This is a genomic window from Fluviirhizobium alvei (genome assembly GCF_030551875.1).
GTDB classification, from domain to species: Bacteria; Pseudomonadota; Alphaproteobacteria; order Rhizobiales; family Rhizobiaceae; genus Rhizobium_E; species Rhizobium_E alvei.
In genome coordinates this window covers 468,580-485,271 of the sequence record NZ_JAUOZU010000001.1, presented here as the reverse complement: position 1 = coordinate 485,271, position 16,692 = coordinate 468,580, and the positions used below count along the sequence as shown (strand labels likewise).

At 60.0% G+C, this 16,692-nt stretch carries 19 protein-coding genes; 10 read left to right on the top strand and 9 right to left on the bottom strand.

All coding sequences use genetic code 11. The features are described 5' to 3' along the window. Window positions 1-204: 204 nt before the first annotated feature. Both Q4481_RS02325 and tldD read left to right on the top strand, forming a co-directional pair. On the top strand, window positions 205-723 hold the full coding sequence (locus Q4481_RS02325) for an invasion associated locus B family protein (RefSeq protein ID WP_304374648.1): 519 nt from the start codon (window positions 205-207) through the stop codon (window positions 721-723). An 89-nt stretch (window positions 724-812) separates the two neighbouring features. Continuing rightward, window positions 813-2,228, top strand: coding sequence for a metalloprotease TldD (tldD, locus tag Q4481_RS02320; protein WP_304374647.1), 1,416 nt, complete (start codon window positions 813-815; stop codon window positions 2,226-2,228). 298 nt (window positions 2,229-2,526) lie between these two features. Here tldD and Q4481_RS02315 read toward each other — a convergent pair whose 3' ends face one another. Genes Q4481_RS02315 through aroC form a run of 5 tightly spaced genes read right to left on the bottom strand, consistent with a single transcriptional unit; the run spans window position 2,527 to window position 7,901 of the window. Then, window positions 2,527-3,471, bottom strand: coding sequence for a hypothetical protein (locus Q4481_RS02315; RefSeq protein WP_304374646.1), 945 nt, complete (start codon window positions 3,469-3,471; stop codon window positions 2,527-2,529). A 26-nt stretch (window positions 3,472-3,497) separates the two neighbouring features. After that, window positions 3,498-4,577 (bottom strand): hypothetical protein, encoded by a 1,080-nt coding sequence (locus Q4481_RS02310; RefSeq protein ID WP_304374645.1) that lies wholly within the window; start codon window positions 4,575-4,577, stop codon window positions 3,498-3,500. A 22-nt stretch (window positions 4,578-4,599) separates the two neighbouring features. Beyond that, window positions 4,600-5,685 carry a sulfotransferase domain-containing protein gene (locus Q4481_RS02305; protein ID WP_304374644.1) on the bottom strand — a complete coding sequence of 362 codons (1,086 nt, stop codon included), beginning with the start codon at window positions 5,683-5,685 and terminating at the stop codon, window positions 4,600-4,602. Beyond that, window positions 5,685-6,785 carry a 3,4-dihydroxy-2-butanone-4-phosphate synthase gene (ribB, locus tag Q4481_RS02300; RefSeq protein ID WP_304374643.1) on the bottom strand — a complete coding sequence of 367 codons (1,101 nt, stop codon included), beginning with the start codon at window positions 6,783-6,785 and terminating at the stop codon, window positions 5,685-5,687. Before ribB ends, Q4481_RS02305 begins: the two co-directional genes overlap by 1 nt. Window positions 6,786-6,803: 18 nt before the next feature. Beyond that, the gene (gene aroC, locus Q4481_RS02295) at window positions 6,804-7,901 is read right to left on the bottom strand and encodes a chorismate synthase (protein WP_304374642.1); all 1,098 of its coding nucleotides are present in this window, start codon (window positions 7,899-7,901) and stop codon (window positions 6,804-6,806) included. A gap of 317 nt (window positions 7,902-8,218) precedes the next feature. Between aroC and Q4481_RS02290 the strand changes: the two genes are divergently transcribed. Then, on the top strand, window positions 8,219-8,479 hold the full coding sequence (locus tag Q4481_RS02290) for a DUF1344 domain-containing protein (RefSeq protein WP_304374762.1): 261 nt from the start codon (window positions 8,219-8,221) through the stop codon (window positions 8,477-8,479). A gap of 70 nt (window positions 8,480-8,549) precedes the next feature. Next, window positions 8,550-9,602, top strand: a complete 1,053-nt coding sequence (locus Q4481_RS02285) for a polysaccharide deacetylase family protein (protein ID WP_304374641.1) — start codon at window positions 8,550-8,552, stop codon at window positions 9,600-9,602. Here the strand turns inward: Q4481_RS02285 and pdxH are convergent, their stop codons facing one another. Further along, window positions 9,603-10,217 (bottom strand): pyridoxamine 5'-phosphate oxidase, encoded by a 615-nt coding sequence (gene pdxH / locus Q4481_RS02280; RefSeq protein WP_304374640.1) that lies wholly within the window; start codon window positions 10,215-10,217, stop codon window positions 9,603-9,605. A gap of 111 nt (window positions 10,218-10,328) precedes the next feature. Here pdxH and Q4481_RS02275 point away from each other — a divergent pair, with 111 nt between their 5' ends. From Q4481_RS02275 to Q4481_RS02260, 4 genes are all read left to right on the top strand, one after another. Continuing rightward, on the top strand, window positions 10,329-10,727 hold the full coding sequence (locus Q4481_RS02275) for an RT0821/Lpp0805 family surface protein (RefSeq protein ID WP_304374639.1): 399 nt from the start codon (window positions 10,329-10,331) through the stop codon (window positions 10,725-10,727). Between the two features lie 82 nt (window positions 10,728-10,809). After that, on the top strand, window positions 10,810-12,000 hold the full coding sequence (locus Q4481_RS02270; RefSeq protein ID WP_304374638.1) for a DnaJ C-terminal domain-containing protein: 1,191 nt from the start codon (window positions 10,810-10,812) through the stop codon (window positions 11,998-12,000). 166 nt (window positions 12,001-12,166) lie between these two features. Beyond that, on the top strand, window positions 12,167-12,985 hold the full coding sequence (gene fabI / locus Q4481_RS02265) for an enoyl-ACP reductase FabI (protein WP_304374637.1): 819 nt from the start codon (window positions 12,167-12,169) through the stop codon (window positions 12,983-12,985). A 16-nt stretch (window positions 12,986-13,001) separates the two neighbouring features. Beyond that, window positions 13,002-13,583 (top strand): histidine phosphatase family protein, encoded by a 582-nt coding sequence (locus Q4481_RS02260; protein ID WP_304374761.1) that lies wholly within the window; start codon window positions 13,002-13,004, stop codon window positions 13,581-13,583. A gap of 6 nt (window positions 13,584-13,589) precedes the next feature. Here Q4481_RS02260 and Q4481_RS02255 read toward each other — a convergent pair whose 3' ends face one another. After that, a complete protein-coding gene (locus Q4481_RS02255) occupies window positions 13,590-13,997 on the bottom strand; it encodes a DUF1284 domain-containing protein (RefSeq protein WP_304374636.1) in 408 nt (135 codons plus the stop codon). A 58-nt stretch (window positions 13,998-14,055) separates the two neighbouring features. After that, on the bottom strand, window positions 14,056-14,652 hold the full coding sequence (locus Q4481_RS02250; RefSeq protein ID WP_304374635.1) for a biotin transporter BioY: 597 nt from the start codon (window positions 14,650-14,652) through the stop codon (window positions 14,056-14,058). 150 nt (window positions 14,653-14,802) lie between these two features. Between Q4481_RS02250 and Q4481_RS02245 the strand changes: the two genes are divergently transcribed. Next, window positions 14,803-15,729, top strand: a complete 927-nt coding sequence (locus Q4481_RS02245; protein ID WP_304374760.1) for a histone deacetylase family protein — start codon at window positions 14,803-14,805, stop codon at window positions 15,727-15,729. A 2-nt stretch (window positions 15,730-15,731) separates the two neighbouring features. Further along, window positions 15,732-15,986: an exodeoxyribonuclease VII small subunit gene (locus tag Q4481_RS02240; protein ID WP_304374634.1), complete on the top strand. Its 255-nt coding sequence runs from the start codon at window positions 15,732-15,734 to the stop codon at window positions 15,984-15,986. Between the two features lie 103 nt (window positions 15,987-16,089). Here the strand turns inward: Q4481_RS02240 and Q4481_RS02235 are convergent, their stop codons facing one another. Then, window positions 16,090-16,221 carry a hypothetical protein gene (locus tag Q4481_RS02235; RefSeq protein ID WP_304374633.1) on the bottom strand — a complete coding sequence of 44 codons (132 nt, stop codon included), beginning with the start codon at window positions 16,219-16,221 and terminating at the stop codon, window positions 16,090-16,092. Between the last annotated feature and the right edge of the window lie 471 nt (window positions 16,222-16,692).

Genomic DNA, 16,692 nt, shown 5'->3' with positions numbered 1-16,692 from the left:
GGGGCCGTTTCATGCGGCATTTTTGCGCATTGTCAAACTGCGCCACAAAAAAATCACAAGCATTTATAACGCACTGCACAATGATTCCGGTCGTGCTTTCGCCGCACTCGCGCTCTAGAAACATCAACAGATTGCGTTCCCGCGGTTCCATTTCCGGCCCCGGTGATGATATCTCTAGGCCAACGATTCGATCCCGAGGTATTTATGGGCACATGTGTCCCCCTGCGCTGGCTCGCACTTCCCGTTCTTGCCGGACTTCTCCTTTCCACTCCGGCCGGAGCGCAGGAGAAGCCGGGCACAGTCAAATCCAACCATGGCGCATGGTCGATTGTCTGTGACAAGCCGGTCGGTTCTTCGACGGACCAATGCGCGCTGATGCAGAATGTGATCGCCGACGACCGTCCGGAAGTCGGCCTTTCGGTGGTTATTCTGAAGACGGCGGATCGCAAGGCGCGCATCCTGCGCGTTCTGGCACCCCTCGGCACTTTGCTCTTTAACGGGCTGGGCCTGAATGTCGACGGCAACAATCTCGGCCGCATCTATTTCATCCGCTGCTTCTCGGACGGCTGCTATGCCGAAGTCGAAATCGACGACAATCTGATGAAGGTTCTGCGGGCCGGCAAGATCGCGACCTTCATCATCTATGTCTCGCGCGACGAGGACGGGATCGGCATCCCGATCGACCTCACAGGTTTCGGTGAAGGCTACGACGCCCTGCCCTAAGCGTCTGGCCTTGCCTTGTGGTGACCGCCCGCCTAAATGAAACAAACCGAGTTTCACCAGCGGGCGCCTGGCGCCCTGAAAGCGCATCCATGAAGACCGATCTCCTCTCCAAATTCGACATCAGCGCCGCGAATGTCGAAACGCTCGTATCGGAAACGCTGCGGGGCGCCGAGGATGGAGAGCTTTATCTCGAATATTCCGAGTCCGAATCCCTGACCTTCGACAATGGTCGGTTGAAGGGTGGCAGCTTCGGCACCGACCAGGGTTTCGGCCTGCGGGCCGTGTCAGGCGAAACGGTTGGTTACGCCCATTCGGGCGAGATGAGCGAAGCGGCACTGAAACGCGCCGCCGATGCGGTTTCGGTTGTGGTGTCCGGTCGCGGCGGCACCTATGCGGCAGCCCCTTCCGGCACCAACCGGCAGCGCTACGGCTCCGACAATCCGATCGGCGCCCCGACATTCGAGGAGAAGGCGGCGCTGCTCGCCGATATCGATTCCTATCTGCGGGCCAAGGACAGCAAGGTCCGTCAAGTCACGGCCTCGATCACCGCTGCCTGGAAGGTTGTTGAAATCCTGCGTGCCGATGGCCAGCGCTATCGCGATGTGCGGCCGATGACGCGCTTCAACATTTCGGTGGTTGCCGGCGATGGCGATCGCCAGGAAAGCGGCAGCTATGGCATTGGCGGCCGCAAGCCCTTCGCCGATTTCCTGATTGGCGACAGCTGGAAGACGGGCGCCGATGAAGCGCTCCGACAGGCGCTCGTCAATCTCGAAGCCATCGATGCGCCGGCGGGCACCATGGATGTCGTTCTCGGTTCCGGCTGGCCGGGCGTCATGCTACATGAGGCGGTCGGCCACGGTCTCGAGGGCGATTTCAACCGCAAGAAGACGTCGGCCTTCGCCGGCCTGATGGGGGAAATGGTCGCCGCGCCCGGCGTGACGGTGGTCGATGACGGAACGATCGATCTCGCGCGCGGCTCGCTGACCATCGACGACGAAGGCACGCCATCGGCCTATAATGTGCTGATCGAAAACGGCAGGCTTGTCGGTTATATGCAGGATCGCCAGAATGCCCGGCTAATGGGCATGAAGCCGACCGGCAACGGTCGCCGCGAATCCTATGAGCATCAACCGATGCCGCGCATGACCAACACCTACATGCTTTCCGGTAGCCAGACGCCGGAGGAAATCATCGCCTCGGTGAAGCGCGGCCTCTATGCCGTTGCCTTCGGCGGTGGCCAGGTCGACATTACCTCCGGCAAGTTCGTGTTCGGCTGCACGGAAGCCTATATGATCGAGGATGGCAAGATCACCGTACCGGTGAAGGGCGCCATGCTGATCGGCAACGGTCCGGAAGCCATGCGGCGCATCACGATGGTCGGCAACGATTCCCGTCTCGATACCGGCGTCGGCAATTGCGGCAAGGCCGGCCAATGGGTGCCGGTCGGCGTCGGCCAGCCGCATCTGCGCATGAACGAAGTGACCGTTGGCGGCACCAAGGCGTAAGGGTTCCAACGGCCCTTCATCTTCCCAGCTCACCTCCCCACCCTCATTTCTGGCTGTTCCCCTCCCCAACCTCATTTCTGACTGTTCCCCTCCCCAACCCCTCCCCACAAGGGGGAGGGGCTTAACCTCGCCGACCCGTTTCGAACCAACCGATCTGTCCGGTCAATGGCTTCATGAAACAGACGGTCCAGCATCCAGAACGCGAGGAGTTGGGCAGGGGCGTCGCGGCTTCTTAGCCCCTCCCCCTTGTGGGGAGGGGAAAGCTCTGAACTCGAAAAGAATGACGGAGACGCCGGCCTCAGGCTGGCTGAGTGCCCAATGCCTTGTCCTTGATCTCGCGGAATTTTGCCGAGGCTTCGGCGAGCTTGCGATCCCAATCCGGGTTCGGCACCTGGCCTTCGATGGTCTTGAAATAGACATCCATTAGCGCAGCAATCGCGAAAGGCTCGAGAACCGCCGCCTTGAAAGCCCAGGCAAAGAGGATGGCGCCGATGAAGGACCAGCCCGCCATGTCGCCGGGCATGACGTAGAAGAGGGCCGCTGCCGGACCGAGGAACAGGATAAAGACGGCAATCGCCAGCACCCAGAGCATGATCGCCAGCCAGATGGCATTCTTGATCATGACCTTGCCGTTCTGGGCATAGAGGACGAGCCCCTGTCGGGCGCTTTCCCACGGATTGCCGCCGCGGCGAATGTTATAGGCAAGAATGATTTCATCGACATAGGTCAGCGACAGGCGGATGACGGTGTTGATGAAGCGCACAAGACCATCAAGGCCGGGGATTGGCAGGATCATGGCAATGCCGCCCAGCAATCCGGTGATCGCGCCGATGACACCCTTGATCAGCTGGTCGAGCGCGAAAAGCAGATTGGCTTCGCCGAAGCGCGCCGTCACAACTTCGCGGGCATGGGCGATCTGGCCCTTGCCGTCCGGCAGGTCGCGACCGTCTAGCAGTTCCACCATCACGGCGATATGGCCGGCCTTGAGGATGTAGAGCAGGTATTCGCGGATCCAGTAGACCCCGAAGGAGACAAAGCCGAAGCCGATGATCCCGCCCCAGACCGAAAAGGCTGCCGGATCATCCGAAATATGACCGACACCATAGCCGATCCCCGCGCCCGCACCGGTGGCGATCAGATAGGCCAGTGTGATGCCGAAATAGACCACCATTCGCATGAGGATGAAAGGCAGGGTACGGACCATCAGCCCGATGGTGTTGCCGATCGAAAAGTCCCAACCCATGCGCGCAGTCTCCGGTTGTTCGGTTGTCAGATCCAGAATCGTCGCTTGATGTGGCGCCAGGCGCGCATGATGCCGCTTTTCTTCCAAGGCGTCGAGGCGTTGCGCATGCGTTCCGCAGACCGATCGCGCCAGGTTGCTATTGCGGCGATATCTTCGAGACGATCGATGTCATAACAGGCATAGAAGGTCACCCCCTGCGGAAAAAGCCTGCCCTCGGGGTGGGTTGGCCGGAGATACGATCGCAGGGCACGGCTAGCCGCTCTTTCAAGCGCCAGGAACCAGGGTTCCGACCGGTCGAGTGCCACCTGCCCGCGCGCGTCTGCGCCGCTGTCGCGAACCAGCGCCTCGATCTCGGCGATTTCGGCCGGGCTGTGGCAATGTTCGAAACGGCGGGCGAACATCAGTGACTTGTCCTCGGTATAGTCACCGAGATGACGCGCCAGGAGACGGATATATTCGGTCAGTTCGACCGAATAGCTGCTGTTGGCCGGACGGGTCCGCTGCGGCTGCATGCCATCCAGACCGAGAGCATGAAGACAGAAGCTCGTGTAGAGATCGGCACCGCTTGAACGGAGCGCCTCATAATCCAGCACAATGAGATCGAGCTCGGGACGATCGATGATAGGCTTGAGCTGCACCATCGCATTGAGGTTGGCGGAACGCAGAGCCTTGTCGCAATTGGCGGCGACGAATTCCGGCAGCGAATGGGTTCGACCTGTCTTGACGGTTTCACCCCAGACCGAATGCAGCAGGCTCACCGGATCCCGCAAAGTATAGACGATCATGGCACGGCTTTCTCCGAAAGTGCGGGCCAGGAAGCCGTAATCTTCGGCCTCCCAGGTACGGAAGGCTTCCGACGAGAGAAAGATGTTCGTGCCAAGCTTTGCGGCCTTGCGGGCAGCCCGCCTTAGCCGATCCACCATAGGCCCCTGCCCTTTTCGGATCTCGTCGCGTGACGCCGCAACATCGTGATGGGCGCTCTGCACGCCGAGCGATACCTGCGGATAGAACCAGCCACGCCGGATCAGTTCGGCACGGTTACGGTGGAAGTTGTTCTGCAGATAGGTGGTTCCGGTTTTGCGCGGACCGACATGGATCACGAGCATCTCTTCTCCCCCAAGAAAGCGTTCAGCGGAAAAGCTTGAGGAAACGGCGCCAGACGATGAGCCAGAAACGGGTCATCGCAGCTGTCATCACATGCAGACCGCTTGGCCTGAACTTCCAGGCAATCGTGCCGACGAGGCGACTGACCTCCGACGTTTTTAAGAGCTCTTCCTCATCGTAATAAGCGAATTCGACCTTGCCATGCAGGAACAGGCCCTCGTCTCCCGGCGCCGGATGGATCTTTGCACGATAGCGCCTGAGAAGCTGCTCTTCGATGCGCTGCAGCTTTGGCGAATCGCGATCGATGACGAGTGTCCGCCGCGCAGCTGGAACGGCAGCGATGGTCGAGATGATCTTCTGCTTCATCTCCGTACCCAGCATATACTTGAACAGCTGGCCGATCTTGACGGATGAAGTTTTGCCTTTTCCGTCCATGCGCTTGAGGACAAGCCGCATGAATTCGGTCAGTTCGAGCGGTTCGCGCTCGTTGACTGCAGCACGATCGACCATCTCGAGCGACGGCACGCCAAGAACATCCTGCGCAAAAACGTCGAAGATATCGCGTTCGCCCTTTCGGATCCGATCATAGGCGAGCAGAGTCAGTCGCGCCTTGCGCATTCGGGCGAAGCGGGCGATTTCCTTTCGCGGATCGAGAAGGCGCACACGCCCCGGACGCTTCCGCTGGCGCTGGACAAACTGCGGGAATGTGAGGGTCGTCCCCGACTTCACCTGTTGCGCCCAGAAGGAATAGAGCAGCGAAACGGGATCGCGCAGACCATAGACGATGTGCAGATCAGGTTGTTGCAGGTGTTTCTGCAGCAACCTGATCTGGCTGGGCGTCCAATGACGAAACCCCTCGGACGACAGGAGGATGTTGAGGTTCCTCGCCTTGGCCCGTTTGCCGATGCGGATCAATTCCTGCACCTTGCGACTGTCCGGCTGTTCGATCTCGCGCGGATTGTCCGACAGGTCATGATGGGCGATGCGGACACGCTCGCCGGTCAGCGGATAGAGCCAGCCGGCGCCTTCGAGCGCCGTGACATTATGGTGGAAATTGGTCTGCAACCAGGTCGTCGCCGTCTTGTGCGGACCGACATGCAGAAGAAGCATCAGAAGAGCTCCGTCTTGGCAATCCTGATCCCAAAACCTTCCAGACCGACATAGTGGCGTTCACGCGACGACAAGAGCCGGATCGAGGCGATACCGAGATCCTTGAGGATCTGTGCACCGAGGCCGATTTCCAGCCATTCGTTTTCGCGCGCCTGCGCCTGCTCGTGGTTTTCGCGACCATGGCCGATCTTGCGATTGTGCTCGACCGAACCGACGCCGACCGAACCTTCGCGCAGATAGACGATCACACCGCGCCCCTCTTCGGCAATCCGGGCGAGGAAACGATCGACCGGACGGGTGCCGCCGAACACATCGTCGGCAACATTTTCCATATGCAGGCGGACCATGACGTCCTCGCCGTCACGGATGTCGCCGAAGACGACCGCCATATGCTGCATCGGATCCCAGGGCAGCGAGTAGCTGATCGCCTGCGCCTTGCCATGCGCCGTCGTGATGGCAAATTCGCTCTGCCGCACGATCAGGGTTTCCTTGCGCTGGCGGTAAGCGATGAGATCGGCGACGGATACCTGCTTCAGACCATGCTTTTCAGCGAAAGCCGTCACCTGCGGACCGCGGGTCACGGTGCCGTCGTCATTGACGAGTTCGCAGATCACGCCGACCGGCGGCAGACCGGCAAGCCGGCAGAGATCGACAGCGGCTTCGGTATGGCCCGAGCGCATGAGTACGCCGCCTTCGCGGGCGACGAGCGGGAAGATATGGCCGGGGCGAACGAAATCGCCGGCCGAGACATTCGGATTGGCGAGGTTTCGCACCGTCAGGGTACGATCATCGGCCGAAATGCCAGTGGTGGTTCCGTGCTTGAAGTCAACCGACACGGTGAAGGCGGTGGTGTGCGCCGAATCGTTTTCCGCCACCATGGCGGTGAGGTTGAGGCGCTTGGCCTCCTCGCGCGGCATCGGGGTGCAGACGATGCCGGACGTATGGCGAACGATGAAGGCCATCTTTTCCGGCGTGCAATGGACGGCAGCGACGATCAGGTCGCCTTCGTTCTCGCGGTCATCGTCGTCGGTGACGACGACGATTTCGCCTTTCTCGAAGGCACGGATCGCGTCTACGACGCGCTTCTGATCATAGGCCATGTAATCGTCTCCCAGATTTCAATCGAGACGGCCGGTCTGGCCGCGGTCTCGCAGATAATGATCGGCAATGGTGCAGGCAACCATGGCCTCACCGACAGGAACCGCCCGAATTCCGACACAGGGATCGTGCCGACCCTTGGTCCGCAGCATGACCTCGTGCATGTCGGCGTCGATCGAGCGCCGCTCGGTCAGGATCGAGGAGGTCGGCTTGACGGCAAAGCGGGCGACGATCGGCTGGCCGGTGGAAATGCCACCGAGGATGCCGCCGGCATGGTTGGAGAGGAAGACCGGCTTACCATCAGCGCCGATCCGCATTTCGTCGGCATTTTCCTCGCCGGTAATTTCAGCAGCAGCAAAGCCGTTGCCGATCTCGACGCCCTTTACGGCGTTGATCGACATCAGGTTGGAAGCGATATCCTGGTCGAGCTTGGCATAGATCGGCGCACCGATGCCGGCCGGCACGCCCTCGGCGACGACCTCGATCACGGCGCCGATGGAAGAGCCCTTCTTGCGGATGTCCGAAAGATACTCTTCCCAGACCGGAACGATTTCCGGATCGGGCGCGAAGAACGGATTGCGGGTGGTTTCGGCCCAGTCCCAGTTGGCGCGGTTGATCTTGTGAATGCCGATCTGCACGAGGGCGGCGCGGACGGTCACGCCCGGAACAACCTTGCGGGCAAGACCGCCGGCGGCCACACGCGCAGCGGTTTCGCGCGCCGAAGAACGGCCGCCACCGCGATAGTCGCGAATGCCGTATTTGACGTCATAGGTATAATCGGCATGGCCCGGACGATACTGGCGGGCGATTTCGCCGTAATCCTTCGAGCGCTGGTCGGTATTCTCGATCAGCATCGAGATCGGCGTTCCGGTCGTCACATAGGTCTCGCCATCCGCCTCGGGCATGACGCCCGACAGAATCTTCACCTGATCATCCTCGCGGCGCTGGGTCACGAAGCTCGACTGGCCCGGCTTGCGCAGGTCCAGCCAATGCTGGATCTCCGATCGCGTAAAGCGAATGCCGGGAGGGCAACCATCCACCACGCAGCCGAGAGCCGGGCCGTGGCTTTCTCCCCAGGTGGTCACGCGAAACAGATGGCCGAATGTATTGTGCGACATAGGTGGCTTCCAGCGGGCCGGCTTGGTTTCCCGGCAATGACGGTTGGCGGCACTCATAGTGCCTGTCGTCATAAAAATGAAGCGAGAATTGTGTTTTTGGCTGGCATCGAAGGGACAGCCGCCCACCGGAGGTTCGGCGCACCGCGTCGGAACCCGATCAAGGGCAACCGGCGATCGCAATGCGACCTTGCCAACGGATCTGTTCCTGTTAACACTTTGGGACTGCAAAATCTCTTTTCGAGAAAAATTTCGCCACATTCGGGGATGACAAGGTGACCAACAAGAAAATTACGAAACGTCAGGTCAAGGGAACAAAAATGCGCTTTCTGGTCGCTCTATTTCTGGGTGCCGCATTCCTGATGCAGCCATTCAATTCCTTCGCCGAGAGCGGAGATACCGAAGGTGTGATCCAGGGTGTCGACGAGGACAGCCTCAGCCTCGTGCTCGATGATGGCAAGAAGTACCAGGCGCCGGAGGAATTCAACTTCGACGGACTGAAGAAGGGCGTGAAAGTCGTGGTTTTCTACACGGAAACCGACGGCAAGCGCGTGATCAACGACCTCCAGATCGTGGAATAAAATTTCAACCAAGGCTTAACGCGCACGCCATAGGATTATCTCCTCACGATGCGATCGCGGAAAGTGACCCATGTTGAAATCCATCAAGGCGCTCGCGCGTCCGCTCGTCAAACGCAGCATCATCACGGCAGGGCTGGAAGCCGCGAGCCTTCTCAATCTCGCAGGCCTCTTCGAAGGGATGCGTGGCCGCGGCGTGATTTTCACGCTGCATCAGGTCAGGCCGGCGCCATCGGGTGATTTTCAGCCGAATGACATTCTGAGCGTAACGCCGGAATTTCTCGATACCGCCATCCGGACGCTTGCCGCACAGGGCTACGAATTCATCGCGCTGTCCGATTTGCGCACGCGGCTGGCCTCGGACAATATGCGCCCCTTTGCCTGTTTCACGCTCGATGATGGCTACTGCAACAATCGCGACCATGCGGCACCGGTCTTCCGGCGACATGGCGTGCCCTATACGATCTTCATCACCCGCGGCTTTGTGGAAGCAACGCATTCCATGTGGTGGGAAACGCTCGAAGCGCTCCTGAGACAGAGCGACAAGCTCGCCATCGACTTCAGCGACGGTCCGGTGCGATTGCCAACGGTGAGCACTGCCGACAAGCGGCTGGCCTTCGAGCAGGTCGCCGGCATCGTCAATCGTTCGAATGAAGCAGAGGCGGTTGCGGCACTTGATCGCGCGGCCCTCGCCACCGGTCTTGATCCGTTGCAATTGACCCGCGACCTGACGATGCGGGCCGATGCGCTTCAGTCGCTGCTTGCCGACGGGCTTTGCAGCTATGGAGCCCATACGATCAGCCATCGCGGCCTTGCCCGGCTCGATGCCGACGAAGCCAAGGAAGAAATCCGCAGCTCGGCAGCGCTGGTGCGTGAGATCAGCGGCAGGGAGGCGATCGCATTTGCCTATCCCTACGGTGACCAGCGTTCGGTATCGCCACGCGAACGGGCGATGATTTCAGCCTCCGGGCTGGCGATGGCCGTGACGACAAGGCCGGGCGTCCTGACACCTGACATGATGGCGGACATGACGGCCCTGCCCCGGATTTCGCTTAACGGACTTTACCAGAAGGCGCGCTATGTGCGCGCGCTTGCCTCCGGCATTCCCTTCCGCCTGATGGGCTGATCAGGGATATTTGCGCACCTTTTCCCAGCCTTCGCCGGCGCGGATGAATTCGATCCGGTCATGCAGGCGGAAAGGCCGGTCATGCCAGAATTCGATCGAAACCGGATCGAGCCGGAAGCCAGACCAGTGTGGCGGGCGCGGAATGGAGCCGATGCCGAATTTCATCGTATATTCAGCCACCGCCTTTTCAAGCGCAAAGCGGCTTTCGAGCGGGCGCGACTGTTTGGAAGCCCAGGCGCCGATGCGGCTGCCGCGCGCCCGGCTATCGAAATACTCATCGGCTTCGGCATCGCTGACCGGTGCGATGGCGCCGCGGATGCGCACCTGACGTCGCAGCGATTTCCAGTGAAACACCATGGCGGCCTTGCCCTGGCCCAGAATCTCCTGCCCCTTGGTGCTTTCGTAATTGGTGTAGAACACGAAGCCCTGCATATCGAAGCCCTTCAGCAGCACCATGCGGACATTGGGCATGCCATGCTCGTCCACCGTTGCCAGCGCCAACGCATTGGGATCGTTGATTTCCGAGGTTTCCGCGTCCTTGAGCCATGTGCCAAAAAGAGAAAATGGTTCGTTCTCGTCGGTAAAGTCACCGGTTCTTAACTCATTTTCGCTCATGATCTGCCAAATGCCCTTTTCTGTTCGAGTATCGTCAGGCGTTAACCGTTGCGAGACATAGCAAAGCAAAGACCCGGCCAAAAGCGATTTGTTGCCCCTGCATGCGGTTGGATGCTGGTGGTGGCCGGCGGGGTTGCGCTTTCTGGATGCATGGGCGGCGGCATGGATATTGCCGGCATGGATTCGACGGACAAGAATCTCGTCACCAATGCGATCGCGACGAATCCGGCAACCGCATCCGACAGCACGTCGGATGAGAATACGATCCGCAATGCGGTGAGTTCGGCAGATCTTTCGAAGAATGCCGGAACGCCCATTCCCTGGGCCAATCGCTCGACCGGCAGTGCCGGCGTGATCAATTCGATCCGGGAAGAGAATAACGGCAGCTATGTCTGCAGACTGTTTGAAACCACGCGCCATTCCTACCGTGGCATTTCCAAATTCTCCGGTCGGGCCTGCCTGGTCGGAAGCGGCGAATGGCAGATCGTGGAATTTCGTGAAATTGGCTGAAGCCGGGATGATCCCGCACCGCTTTTTGAGCGGTCACTTGATTGAAACCTGTTGGACTATTTGACGTGTTCCGGTGAGTTTGATGCGGGATCCCTATTACATTCTTGGTGTGAGCCGGTCTGCCGACCAGCAGGAGATCAAGGCTGCCTGGCGTTCGGCTGCCAAGGAACTGCATCCTGACCAGAATCCCGACGACCCGCTGGCGGCCCAAAAATTCGCTGAAATCGGCCAGGCCTATGATCTTTTGAAAGATCCGGACAAGCGCCGGCGTTACGACGAGGCCCATGCCAAGGCACAAGCCGCTGCCGCCTCCGGCAAGCCCCAGCGTGAACAGACCTTCATGGAACGTCGCGCCGAAAAGGCGCGGGAGGAAGCCGAAGCCCGCGCAGCCGAGGCGCGCGCCGCTGCCGCTGCCGCTGCTGCGGCGGCTGCCATGCATCCCGATGCCGGCGAAGCCGAACTGCAACAGGCAGAAGATGTCGTCGCCCGCATTTTCGGCACCCGTAAAAGCAGCTGGCAATCGGCACAATCCTCCTATGGCCAGGCGCAATATGCCCAGGCGCAAGCGGGCCGGGCACAGGCTGGCGCCCAGTCGCAAGCCCAGGCCAGCGCAGCCCGTCAGGAGACGTACCAGAGCCAGCGCGACCATGCGCACGGATTTAACGACCGCGGCCCGGATGATTCCGGCGAGCCGCGTCCCTCGCCTGCCCGCGATCTTCTTTCCTATCTCGTCAAGCGCCTGACGCGTCAGGTGCCGCCGCCGGACAAGGCGCCGGACATGCATGTCGACGCCTGGGTGTCGATCGAGGACCTGATCAACCGCATCAATCCGAGCGTCACGCTACCCGATGGCAAGATGGTATCGGTTCCGCTGCCGGAGGATGCGACCGAAGGATCGATCGTCCGTATCGAAGGCTATGGCCACAAGCTTCCCAACATGAAGCGTGGCGATGTGGTCGCGCGGCTTCGTGTGAAGAGCCACAGCTGGTATCGGGTGGATGGAAACGACCTGCGCACGGTGCAACGGGTCGATATCGAAAATGCCGTGCTCGGTTGCCAGACCGTAGTCGAGACGCCGAAAGGCGAGGTCAAGGTCGATGTGCCGCCCTGGACCGGTTCCGACCATACGATCCGCATTGCAGGCCATGGATTGCCGCGCGGCGGCGGCGGATTCGGCGATATGATCGTGGAAATCCGCGTCATGCTGTGGGATCATCCGGATCAGAAAGTCATCGATCTGATGCGCTCGCTTCGCGAAGGTCTCTTTCTGTGACAGAGCGGTTAAAGTGCCTGTGAATAATCGCTCAGGGCACCCTATTCTGCATCTCCACGAAACACCAAATCTTGCTTTTGCTAACATTTGATGATGTGAGCGGCGCTTGAACCGCCGCGCGCCCTGTGCCATAGGCGGACGTTGTTCTAGTTCCAGGAGGGTTTCCATGGTGCAATCTGGCGGATTGATGGCTGGCAAGCGCGGCGTCATCATGGGCGTGGCCAACAACCGGTCCATCGCCTGGGGAATCGCGAAAGCCATTCATGCCCAGGGCGGCGAAATCGCCTTCACATACCAGGGTGAAGCTCTGAAAAAGCGCGTCGAGCCGCTGGCGGCCGAGATTGGCGCCATCGTGGCCGGCGACTGCGACGTCTCCGACGAAGCCTCGATCGATGCGGCTTTCGCCGAGATCGAAAAGATCTGGGGCAAGATCGATTTTCTCGTTCATGCGATCGGCTTTTCCGACAAGGACGAGCTGACGGGTCGTTATGTCGATACGACGCCCGACAATTTCGACAAGACCATGCGCATTTCGGTCTATTCCTTCACCTCCGTTGCCCGTCGCGCCGAAAAGCTGATGACCGATGGCGGTTCGATGCTGACGCTGACCTATTACGGCGCCGAAAAGGTGATGCCGAACTATAACGTCATGGGCGTAGCCAAGGCCGCGCTTGAAGCGAGCGTGAAATATCTCGCCGTTGATCTCGGCCCGAAGAACATCCGCGTCAATGCGATTTCGGCCGGCCCGATCAAGACGCTTGCCGCCTCGGGTATCGGCGATTTCCGCTATATCCTGAAGTGGAACGAGTATAATGCGCCGCTGCGTCGCACCGTCAGCATCGAGGAAGTCGGCGATGTCGGCCTCTACATGCTGTCGGACCTGTCGCGTTCGGTGACCGGTGAGGTCCACCACGCCGATTCCGGCTACCATGTGGTCGGCATGAAGGCCGTCGATGCTCCGGACATTTCGGTGGTCAAGGAGTAACAGTCCGGCGATGCCCCTGACACATTTCATCATCCGTCACGGGCAGACAGACTGGAATGCCGAATATCGCCTGCAAGGTCAGCATGATATTCCGCTCAACGATCTCGGTCGCCGGCAGGCGACCGGCAACGGCGAAAAACTCGCCGACCTTGCTGGCGATCTTTCCCGCTACGACTATGTTTCGAGCCCGCTTGGCCGGGCGCGCGAAACGATGGAACGGCTGCGCGAAGCGGCTGGGCTTGATCCTTCCACCTACCGGCTTGAGCCACGGCTGGTCGAAATCTGCTTCGGCGACTGGGAAGGCAAGACGACACGCGAACTTGCCACTACCGATGCCGACAAGCTCGCGGAACGCGAAGCGAACAAATGGGATTTCGTACCGCCCGGGCGTCTGGCCGAAAGCTACGAGATCCTGTCCTGGCGAGTGGGATCCTGGTTCCGCTCCATCGAGCGCGATACGGTCTGCGTCTGCCATGGCGGCGTGGTTCGCTGCCTGCTCAAACTGACGGGTGCCTATTCAGCCGAGGATGCCGCCAAGCTCGACATTCCGCAGGACCGCATTCTGAAGATCGAAGGCACAAACGCGACCTGGATGTGATTTCGGCTATCTGGCAGGCGAAAGCCTGACGCCGGAAAAACCGTCAGCGGCAATCTCGGTACAGAAATCACGCCAGGAACAATCCGCACAGGCGGCTCTGAGCGAGCCATCGGCGAAGGCGGCACGCAAGGCCGCGATCCGCACCGCATCAAGCGTGACAGGCTCATTCAAAGCCAGTTCCGGCAACAGTTCGAGGACCGAAAGCAAAGCCACGCGGTCCATCGTGCGCGTGCTTTCAAGCGAACAATCGTGATCGGAAATCGCCCGGCAGGCTTCGGTGAAGCCGTTGCAGATATCGTCCGGACCTTCTGACAGTTCAACCGGGCGACCATTGGAAATCGCCGCGACGATTTCGCTCATATTGGCAACGAAAGCGGGCGTATAGCCATAGCCGCGATAGGTGAGGATGCACAAAAAATGATGCCCGCGCAAACGCACGGGCACCCTCGTTTCATCGGTGTTGGCTGGACGATCAGCCACGGACCAGATGTGCAATGCCGGAGAGCGCACCGCGGGCGATCACGATCGCAAGGGCTGCCTTGACGAGATCGATCGCGATGAACGGGACGACGCCGACGGTAAAGGCAGCCGAAAGGTTTTCAACCAGCGTCGGCTGGCCCATGAAGGTCGAAAGCCAGGCAACACCGCAGGAAAACATGACAACTTCGCCAATCACGACCGCGATGGCGGCGCCGATGAAACCGCGCGCAAAACCGCGATCCACCAGATAGCCGATGATGGCGGCCTGGAAGAAGAAGCCAACCAGATAGCCGGCGGACGGGCCAAGCGGCATCAGGGACTTGAACTGGGCGAACACCGGCAGGCCGAGCGCGCCTTCGATCAAGTAGAGACCGACGGTGGCCATGGCGAGGCGGAAGCCGCAGGTGAGGCCGATCAGTATCACCGCGAGCGTCTGCAGGGTGGTCGGAACCGGCCAGCCAATCGCGATCTGCGACAGGGCGGCGAGGAACAGGCTGCCGCCGACGGCAATTGCCGCCTTACGAGCAAGGGTCGAGCCCAGCATTGTGTCGAGCGTCTGCGCGCCCTGGTTCAGCGTGAGGTTTGCCATCGGATATCTCCCCTTCCAAAGCATTAACCATGGCTCTCTGTCACAAACGCATGCCAACTTGTCAATCGCACTTATTAGAGCTTTCCGATTTACGAGGCGCGAGGGTCGGTCCAGATGGACCTTGGCGAGGTGACAGGCTATATCCTCACCATGACGACACGGCTTTACGAACATCCGATCTTTCTCGAACATCTCGTGCCGGAGGGGCATCCGGAACGACCGGACCGGCTGCGCGCGCTCAATGCGGCGCTGGAACATGAAAATTTCTCCAAGCTTGAGCGGATCGAGGCGCCTGTCGCCAATGAGGATGCCGTTCTTCTGGCCCATCCCGAATCGCATCTGTTTTCGGTGATGCGATCGATGCCGGAAGAAGGTTTGTCCCAGGTCGAAGCCGATACCTATGCCTCGCCGGCCAGCCTCAAGGCCGCGCTGACCGCCATCGGCGGTGCGATGGCTGCGGTCGACGATGTGTTTGCCAAACGGGCCGACAATGCCTTCATCGCCTGCCGCCCGCCGGGGCATCATGCCGAGCATGACAAGGCAATGGGCTTCTGCTTCTTCAATACGATCGCCATAGCCGCCCGCCATGCGCAGAAGGCACATGGAGCTGAACGGGTCGCGATCGTCGATTTCGATGTCCATCACGGCAACGGTACCCAGGATATTTTCGAGCGCGACAAATCCGTGCTGTTCTGCTCGACTCACCAGATGCCGCTTTATCCCGGCACCGGTGCCCGCGACGAGACCGGCGTCGGTAACATCGTCAATGCACCGCTTAGGCCCTATTCGGATGGTGCAAGCTTCCGGGAAGCAATGCGCGACCGCGTGTTTCCCGCACTTCACAATTTCCGACCAGATATCCTGCTGATTTCCGCCGGTTTCGACGCGCATCACCGCGATCCGCTTGCCCAGCTGAATTTTACCGGTGACGATTTCGACTGGGTGACGGCCGAACTGATGGAAATCGCGGGGAAATATGCCTCCGACCGGGTCGTCAGCCTGCTTGAGGGCGGCTATGATCTCGAAGGGCTGGCCGAATCGGCGGGCCTGCATATTTGCCGATTGATGAAGGGTTGAAGATGGTGGACGCGACCGCAAAGAACGATGTCAGCGCACTGACTTTCGAACAGGCCGTGGCTGAACTCGAAACCATCGTCTCGAGCCTGGAACGTGGTGACGTGGCGCTCGACAAGTCGATCGAGATCTACGAACGCGGCGAAGCGCTGAAGAAACATTGCGAAGCGCTGCTCAATGCCGCCGAAGCAAGGATCGAGAAGATCCGTCTCGACCGCAGCGGCAAGCCGACCGGAGCCGAAGCGCTCGACCGGGAATAACAGATCCAAAGCCGCTGCCGGTTCGGTGTGTTCCACACATAAAAACCGGGAGTGGCAGGGGAACCACTCCCGGTGCTGGGGGCATGCTGAACAGATGCGTCGATCAGAAGACGCTGAGGCGGCGGCTCTCCTGGTCATCGCGAGCCTCGCGGCTTGCAACGATGATCGAGGAGGCGAAGGTCGCCACGAACATTCCGCTGATCAGGACGGCAAAAAGGCCAAGCGCGAAATCCATGCTCTTCTCCTGATCCGGTTGAGCCGCGTAAGCGGCGTTTACTCTCAGCCCTTCTAACGGGCGAGGACTTTCATTTATTCGGTGAGGCTAAACCACTTCGGCAACCCGATGAGTGGATCATGCCAGCAACTCGTTTCACCCCTGTTGCCAAACATGGTGAAGAAAAAATCAATCGGTAGAAAACTTCGGCCGGCAAATAATACCAAGCGTCGATGATAGAAACCGATTGCGTGGGACCGCACACCTTCAACCGACGCGGAGCATACCGGAGAGCGATGCAAAGGCATCGGTCGAGGATTGCGACAAAGTCGGGGAAGGATGTCCGGCCCATCCGAAGGACCGGACGTTTTTGCCCTCCGGACTTCGTCGAAAATCCGCGCCGGACCTTCTGGTCCGACTGTGGTTTTCTCCTCGCCGGAAACCAAAATCGCTCCGGCGCAATCGGTTTCTATCATCGACGCTTGGTATAAA

Excerpts from the sequence above, each read along its gene's own strand:
- Q4481_RS02325 (WP_304374648.1), top strand. The coding sequence starts at position 205 with ATGGGCACATGTGTCCCCCTGCGCTGGCTCGCACTTCCCGTTCTTGCC.
- tldD (WP_304374647.1), top strand. The coding sequence starts at position 813 with ATGAAGACCGATCTCCTCTCCAAATTCGACATCAGCGCCGCGAATGTC.
- Q4481_RS02315 (WP_304374646.1), bottom strand. The coding sequence starts at position 3,471 with ATGGGTTGGGACTTTTCGATCGGCAACACCATCGGGCTGATGGTCCGT.
- Q4481_RS02310 (WP_304374645.1), bottom strand. The coding sequence starts at position 4,577 with ATGCTCGTGATCCATGTCGGTCCGCGCAAAACCGGAACCACCTATCTG.
- Q4481_RS02305 (WP_304374644.1), bottom strand. The coding sequence starts at position 5,685 with ATGCTTCTTCTGCATGTCGGTCCGCACAAGACGGCGACGACCTGGTTG.
- ribB (WP_304374643.1), bottom strand. The coding sequence starts at position 6,785 with ATGGCCTATGATCAGAAGCGCGTCGTAGACGCGATCCGTGCCTTCGAG.
- aroC (WP_304374642.1), bottom strand. The coding sequence starts at position 7,901 with ATGTCGCACAATACATTCGGCCATCTGTTTCGCGTGACCACCTGGGGA.
- Q4481_RS02290 (WP_304374762.1), top strand. The coding sequence starts at position 8,219 with ATGCGCTTTCTGGTCGCTCTATTTCTGGGTGCCGCATTCCTGATGCAG.
- Q4481_RS02285 (WP_304374641.1), top strand. The coding sequence starts at position 8,550 with ATGTTGAAATCCATCAAGGCGCTCGCGCGTCCGCTCGTCAAACGCAGC.
- pdxH (WP_304374640.1), bottom strand. The coding sequence starts at position 10,217 with ATGAGCGAAAATGAGTTAAGAACCGGTGACTTTACCGACGAGAACGAA.
- Q4481_RS02275 (WP_304374639.1), top strand. The coding sequence starts at position 10,329 with ATGCTGGTGGTGGCCGGCGGGGTTGCGCTTTCTGGATGCATGGGCGGC.
- Q4481_RS02270 (WP_304374638.1), top strand. The coding sequence starts at position 10,810 with ATGCGGGATCCCTATTACATTCTTGGTGTGAGCCGGTCTGCCGACCAG.
- fabI (WP_304374637.1), top strand. The coding sequence starts at position 12,167 with ATGGTGCAATCTGGCGGATTGATGGCTGGCAAGCGCGGCGTCATCATG.
- Q4481_RS02250 (WP_304374635.1), bottom strand. The coding sequence starts at position 14,652 with ATGGCAAACCTCACGCTGAACCAGGGCGCGCAGACGCTCGACACAATG.
- Q4481_RS02245 (WP_304374760.1), top strand. The coding sequence starts at position 14,803 with ATGACGACACGGCTTTACGAACATCCGATCTTTCTCGAACATCTCGTG.
- Q4481_RS02240 (WP_304374634.1), top strand. The coding sequence starts at position 15,732 with ATGGTGGACGCGACCGCAAAGAACGATGTCAGCGCACTGACTTTCGAA.
- Q4481_RS02235 (WP_304374633.1), bottom strand. The coding sequence starts at position 16,221 with ATGGATTTCGCGCTTGGCCTTTTTGCCGTCCTGATCAGCGGAATGTTC.